At 61.3% G+C, this 6,294-nt stretch carries 6 protein-coding genes; all 6 read right to left on the bottom strand.

Annotated features, from left to right (window positions below; genetic code table 11):
* Positions 1–15 precede the first annotated feature (15 nt).
* The gene (hisA, locus tag CCR95_RS03900; protein WP_201092046.1) at positions 16–759 is read right to left on the bottom strand and encodes a 1-(5-phosphoribosyl)-5-[(5-phosphoribosylamino)methylideneamino]imidazole-4-carboxamide isomerase; all 744 of its coding nucleotides are present in this window, start codon (positions 757–759) and stop codon (positions 16–18) included.
* Between the two features lie 83 nt (positions 760–842).
* Positions 843–1,448 carry an imidazoleglycerol-phosphate dehydratase HisB gene (gene hisB, locus CCR95_RS03905; RefSeq protein ID WP_201092048.1) on the bottom strand — a complete coding sequence of 202 codons (606 nt, stop codon included), beginning with the start codon at positions 1,446–1,448 and terminating at the stop codon, positions 843–845.
* Positions 1,449–1,590: 142 nt separating this feature from the next.
* Positions 1,591–2,493, bottom strand: coding sequence for an OmpA family protein (locus CCR95_RS03910; protein WP_201092049.1), 903 nt, complete (start codon positions 2,491–2,493; stop codon positions 1,591–1,593).
* A gap of 118 nt (positions 2,494–2,611) precedes the next feature.
* Positions 2,612–3,583 (bottom strand): SLAC1 anion channel family protein, encoded by a 972-nt coding sequence (locus tag CCR95_RS03915; RefSeq protein WP_201092050.1) that lies wholly within the window; start codon positions 3,581–3,583, stop codon positions 2,612–2,614.
* Positions 3,584–3,772: 189 nt separating this feature from the next.
* Positions 3,773–3,928, bottom strand: coding sequence for a hypothetical protein (locus CCR95_RS03920; protein WP_201092051.1), 156 nt, complete (start codon positions 3,926–3,928; stop codon positions 3,773–3,775).
* A 206-nt stretch (positions 3,929–4,134) separates the two neighbouring features.
* A complete protein-coding gene (locus tag CCR95_RS03925; protein WP_201092056.1) occupies positions 4,135–5,940 on the bottom strand; it encodes a PIG-L family deacetylase in 1,806 nt (601 codons plus the stop codon).
* Between the last annotated feature and the right edge of the window lie 354 nt (positions 5,941–6,294).

Raw genomic sequence — 6,294 nt, forward strand, 5'->3', positions numbered from 1 at the left:
CGCTTTAGACGCGGTTTAGACGGATGGATTCAGCTGGTCGGCCAGCCTCTGGCCCTCGGCAAAGTCGAGCGTCCCTTCATAGATGGCGCGACCGGTGATAGCGGCGGTAATCCCGCTGCCGGCGCTTTCCGCCAAGACGCGGATATCGTCGATGGTCGTGATCCCGCCCGAGGCGATGATCGGAATGCGGATCGCCTCGGCCAGCGCGCGGGTCGCCTCGACATTGGGTCCGGTCAGCATGCCGTCGCGCCCGATATCGGTATAAACAATGGCGGTGACGCCGTCGTCCTCGAAGCGTTTGGCCAGATCCTCGACCCGATGGGGAGTCATTTCGGCCCAGCCCTTGATCGCGACCTGTCCATCCCTGGCATCGAGCCCGACCATGACCTGCCCCGGAAAGGAGCGACAGGCGCGCGCGACGAACTCCGGATCCTTGACCGCCTGGGTGCCGATGATGCAATAGGAGACACCGGCCTTCAGATAGGCTTCGATGGTCTTCTCATAGCGGATGCCGCCGCCGACCTGGATCGACAAGCCCGGATAGGCCTCCGTAATCTCGCGAATCGACGCGCCATTCATCGGCTCGCCGGCGAAGGCGCCATTGAGATCGACCAGATGCAGCCGGCGAGCGCCCTCGCCCACCCAGCGCCCGGCCATCTCCACCGGATGGTCGGAAAAGATGGTCTCGTCGTCCATGCGACCCTGACGCAGACGCACGCAGCGCCCGTCCTTCAAATCGATTGCGGGAATCAGCAGCACTGGATGGCTCTCTCAACACATAAATGAATCGCGGGAATAGGCATTAGGCAATAACTGACAACTGACAACCGACAACTGAGACTTCACAAAGCGCCCTTGGTCGAGGGCAGAATGCCGGCCATGCGCGGATCGGGCTCGACAGCCATGCGCAGCGCGCGCCCGAACGCCTTGAAGATGGTCTCGGCCTGATGATGCGCATTGACGCCGCGCAGGTTATCGATATGCAGGGTCATGCCCGCGTGATTGACCAGACCCTGGAAAAACTCATGGAAGAGGTCTGCGTCGAAGGCGCCGATCAGGGCACGGGTGAAATCGACCTGATAGACCAAACCGGGCCGGCCGGAGAGGTCGATGACCACGCGCGAAAGCGCCTCGTCCAGCGGCACATAGGCATGACCGTAGCGACGGATGCCCTGCTTGTCGCCCAATGCGCTGGCCAGCGCCTGACCGAGCGTGATCCCGAGATCCTCGACCGTGTGATGGGCGTCGATGTGCAGATCGCCCACCGCCTCGATGTCGAGATCGATCAGACCGTGGCGGGCCACCTGATCGAGCATGTGATCCAGAAAGGGCACGTCGGTCTGGAAACGCGAACGGCCGCTGCCGTCCAGATCCAGGGTGACGTTGATCCGGGTTTCCAGTGTCTTGCGTTCGATGTGCGCCCGACGAGGAAGGGTATCGACAGCCATTGAATGATCGTTGCGTGGCCTGAAAGGCTGTCATTTAACCACAGACGGGCACCGAATCAGAAGACCCGCAATCAACGCAACGCCGATGGATTGAGGGACGTGCGAGGCAAGACAAAACGACACCTGTCTTACCCCGCGCGGTTTAACGCTCGGTCAGGTAGATGTCGACCCGACGGTTCCTGCTTCGACCCTGTGCAGTGTCATTGCTGACGATCGGCTTGGTCTCGCCCATCCCCTCGGCGCGAATGCGGTCCTGCGCGACTCCCAGATCGACCAACGCCGCCTTGACGGCAATGGCGCGCTGTTCGGACAGGTCGAGATTCCGGGCCGCATTGCCCAGGCTGTCGGTATGACCTTGCAGCAGAACCGTCAGATTCGGATGCCGGCCCAAAAACTCCGCGACCTTTTCCAGACTTGCCGACCGTTCGGACGGCAGAGCGGCCCCGCCCATCGGGAAATTCAGATCGGATTCGGTGAGCGAAACCAACACGCCGTCATCCGTGAATTGAGCATTGAGGGTGGCATAATCACGCTTAAGTTGAGCGAGTGCATCGTCCCGTGCCTGAGCAGATGCGTTGTCTTCCGCCAGTTCCCGCTGGTGCGCTTGTGCGATGGCGGCCAGATCGTCGGCGATACGCTGACGCTCGTGCTCGAACGCCTTGGCCTGCTGGTCCTTCCATGCCTTCAGGTCATCCTCCAAGGTCTGAACCTTTTGCTCCGTGACCGCCAGCAGTTCGCGCATGGCCTGCGTTTCCTGGACCAGCCGAGGATCCGACCCCGGCTCAGGCGCGCGCGCGGAGGGCGCGTCGGATGCCGCGGCGGCGACCGACTCGGCCGGACTCGGGGTCGCGATCCCGGCATGCCTGTCTTCCTGATCGACGGACGTCATCGGCGGCGTCGCGTCGACCAGATAAACGAGCAACAGTCCCGAGGCGAACATCAGGATCAGAAAACCGACCGCCAGGAGCGATTTTTGCTGTAACGCTGACTCTGGTTTTCGTTCTGGCGCTGACTGCGTCGGTGGTGCTGGATTGGCGTCGGACATGGCGTTTCCTGTTCTTTAATGTGTCTGCGGGTGAAATTAAGAATGAGTATCCCGATTCAGAATGGCTGCAAGTCTTGTCGGGGCGATTGAAATCGCCCCGACAATTTCCGGAAATCGCTTAATGATCCGGCGAACAGATGCGATGGTTGCGGACCGCCACCGCCGTGGCAGCCAGCAGCAACGCGACGATTCCGGTCAGCATCGTCAGCACGCCCACCCCGAGATAGCGGTAAACATCGCCGCCCGTGCGCTCGAACATCACCATGCTGGCAATGCTGAACGCCGCCAGCGGAAAGGAATACGCCCACCAGGACAGAAAAAAGTGCAACTTCAGGAAACGTCTCGCCTGCGTGAACAGCAACAGGGTCAAAAACAGCGCACTGTAATAAAGAATGCGCGAAAAGCTGTCGATCTCGCCGACGAGTCGCATATAGGCGATGAAACCGACCGCGGGCGGAGCAATCAGGATAAACAGGGTCGGCATCAGACGGGCTTCGATGGGGTGATGAAACATCACCCGATAGATGATGATCGTCATCAGCACGATCCAAAACAGCATGCCGACACTGAAAAAGAACCAGGAAACCTCCTCGTATCCCAAGGGCACCCCGGCGATCGGCACCAGGACATTGCCCACGGCCGGAATGAACCAGGCCGGATTCATGTGATGAATCTGAAAATGTTCGTGATGAATCCAGACGCTCACCACATAGAGCGTGAACAGCAGATGCAGAACAGCGCCCGTCAGCCAGAGCCCCAGGCTCACGGATGGGACAAGATGCAGGAAGGCGATCGCGAGCAGCAGCAGGCTGATCGAGATGGTCGGGAAAAAGTTCAGCTTAATCGGGTGGTGTAATTCCTTGATCACGGACTGACGATAGACCGCCAGCTTGGTTCCGTAAAACCCCGCCAGAACCACGAACAGGGTTGTCGTCAGGCCGACCAGCCAGGGGCTGATGCCCAAATCCAGCTGCAGGACGGACTGCGCCTTTTCCCAGGCGATGGTCAGGCCGGCCATGCCCATGACCATCGCGAAAAACGAGATCGGAAAGTGTTCGATCCGGGAGCTGTCGAGTGTTTGCGTTGTCATCGGAGAGATCCATGAATTGGTCGTGAAACCGAGCAAGAACGGCAGACTTCAGCAACCCACGGACAGCTTCGACATCCAGGAATCGCCGTCGGGCATCCGCCCCGCGGTCAGGTTTCGGTCTGCCGCCCAAACCCGCCAGTCGCCAAGCGTCCAGGCGCTCATGGCTGAACGCTAGCCGCTCGTTGCCGGTTAAAGGTTGGTCAAGGTCGACGCGAACAACAGGATGCCGAGCAAGACCGCCGTCGAGCCGATTTCCAGATAGGGCCAGAGGCTGGCAGGCTTGTGTTGCACGAGCTTAGGGGCAACGACAGTCGAACAAACGTGAACACTGTTTTTAATCATCATGCTGTGGACTCCGGATATGCCGCCCGACAGTTCTCCAGCCCGCGTCGTTGGGTTGGCGACCAGGACGGTCAGCGGTCAATGAATGATTGGTTGCCAAACAGTCTACGGAGTCGCTGGCGCCGATGCATTGACAAATATCGGAGCAAGTCGCTTGGTTATGGAGATCGAACGGAAAGCGCTATCCCCGACCGCGAAAGCCATCCGGATCATCGTGCGGGCTTAGCTTGCGTCGATCGCAAACCTCTCCAGCGAGACACCGCCCACCGCAATGGACCTGTGATCCGCCAGGAGGTCGACCCCCGCAGCTCGTCGATGGTCCGCCGCAGTTCCAGAACGCTGGCCGAGTGCATCCGCGCGTCGGTCTCCAGCGCGTCCAGCCGCTCTCGCAATCCTGCGTTCTCCCCCGCCAGAGTCCTGAGCACGGCCTCGCGTTCGGCCAGTTGTGCCGCCAGTTCCTCGCTCAAGCGCTCGCCGCGCATCCGCGCCGCGTCCCAATGGCGCAGAATGTCGAGCATATCCCGACCGCTCCAGAGAACCGTCCATTTCTCGAACGCCGCGGCGCGCGCGGTCGCGACCTCAGATGCTTTTTCCTTCCCCCCGGTCGCGAGCGAATGCGGTCCAGGCCGCTCCAGCGGCACGAAGGCGCCGGTCGCGTCGGAACATCGGAAACGCCGCGCCGCGCTGACCTGATCGAGACGCGCGAAATCCGTCCGCATGGACAGTTGCACCAGGAAATCCCAGGCATGGACGCCATCGAGATGTTCATCGAAGTGGCAGCCTTCCTCGCGGAGCGCGCGCGCGAACATCAAGCAAGGCAGCGGAATCTCACATCCGCCCCAGAGATCAAGCCGTTCGAACGACCGATTCCGCACCTCTGTGCGCATCTGCCGGTCCGCCACCCATTCCTCGAACCGGACCCCGCTATAGGCGCATCGCGCCGGCGCCGAGCGGGACAGGGTTTCGACCAGGGAGGCGATGTGATCGGGAAAGCAGATGTCGTCCTCGCCAAGCACGATCAGCCAATCGCCACGGGCTTGGTCCAACCCAAGATTCGCCGCCTGGGCCGGCTGGCAAGCCGCTGGCGCGGGAAAGGTTCGCACCAGAAAACGCCCCTGCAGAAGCGCGGGATCGACGTCGCCGACATCCTGCGTCAACACGAGCAGGATCTCGATATTCGAATAGGTTTGCAGCGCGATCGAATCCAGCGCATCCGCCAACCGTGCGCCGCCCGGACTGATGACAATGACCGAAACCAGGGGAGGCGGGGCCGTCACCCGGCATGCGGTTTGGGTGTAATACTCGCCGGGGCGGATGACGCGCAGCGGATCCTCCCGCAAATCGTCCCGCGACATCAGCCGAAAAGCCTCCGCCGCTTTGACAGAACGTGGAAGCGTATAAGTGCGAAAGCGATTCAGCGCCGCGATCCTGCGGGCATAGGGTTGCTGCTTCAATTGGCTCGCAAAGCAGTCCATCGCCGCCTGCTTGCGCTCGCGCAGATCGGTGATATCCAGCAGGACCGTGGGATGCAGAGGGACGCCAACCTCATACATAACCAACCGTATCGGACGAGCGCAACGCCGCACCGCCTCCGCCGCGGCCAGCGCCAGGATCAGATGATCGGGATGAACCTCCCACCAGGAGGGTGCGTAGACGAGATCCGCCTCCCACGTCTCCAGCGTGTCCAGGATGCGTCGGATCAGTACCTCGCCATACTCCAGCCCGCGATCCGGCAGACCCCAAAAGCACGGCTCGCCATAGCCGAGAATGGCTCCGGCAGCGACGCTTTCGCACTGGCGGGTCAGAATATCGTCCGCCGAGTCCGCCGCCAGACCCAGAGCGCCATCGGTCGCGATGACGACCTGGACGGGATCCCCCGCCGCGACATGACGCATAATCGCCCCGCCGCAACCGAAGACCTCGTCATCCGGATGCGGCGCCAGAACCAGCACGCGCCCGCTCTCAAGCGCAGTCAGCGCCTGATAAGGGACGAATTCGTGTTCGGAAATTCTCATTCGTCGTGCTCGATGATCCCATTGAAACGCAGCCAGTATGATCCACGACCGTTGCGCATCGGTTCAACCCCGCAGCAACCAGACCCACACTGGAAGCCACCTGGGAGCACCGACAGGCTGTCGGTCCTGGTGAGTCCGACTTGTCGTCGGATCGATCGACGAACGCCCAACCCAAGACGTGATCGTGCCCGACCGCGCGTCTCATCGTAACGGCTCTAGGGTAGAATGCATCCCATTACACACAACTCCCCGTGTGCGGGTAAAATAGGTTTGAGCATTCACGTTCATTGGGGATCGCATGGGCTGGGCAGAAGACGAATTTCGCGGGATCGCTCTGGGCGACGCGCGCCGCGA

This window comes from Thiocystis minor (assembly GCF_016653465.1).
GTDB classification, from domain to species: domain Bacteria; phylum Pseudomonadota; class Gammaproteobacteria; order Chromatiales; family Chromatiaceae; genus Chromatium; species Chromatium minus.

Bases quoted from the DNA above. Each gene is read 5' to 3' on its own strand.
- hisB (WP_201092048.1), bottom strand. From the start codon at position 1,448: ATGGCTGTCGATACCCTTCCTCGTCGGGCGCACATCGAACGCAAGACA.
- CCR95_RS03910 (WP_201092049.1), bottom strand. From the start codon at position 2,493: ATGTCCGACGCCAATCCAGCACCACCGACGCAGTCAGCGCCAGAACGA.
- CCR95_RS03915 (WP_201092050.1), bottom strand. From the start codon at position 3,583: ATGACAACGCAAACACTCGACAGCTCCCGGATCGAACACTTTCCGATC.
- CCR95_RS03920 (WP_201092051.1), bottom strand. From the start codon at position 3,928: ATGATGATTAAAAACAGTGTTCACGTTTGTTCGACTGTCGTTGCCCCT.
- CCR95_RS03925 (WP_201092056.1), bottom strand. From the start codon at position 5,940: ATGAGAATTTCCGAACACGAATTCGTCCCTTATCAGGCGCTGACTGCG.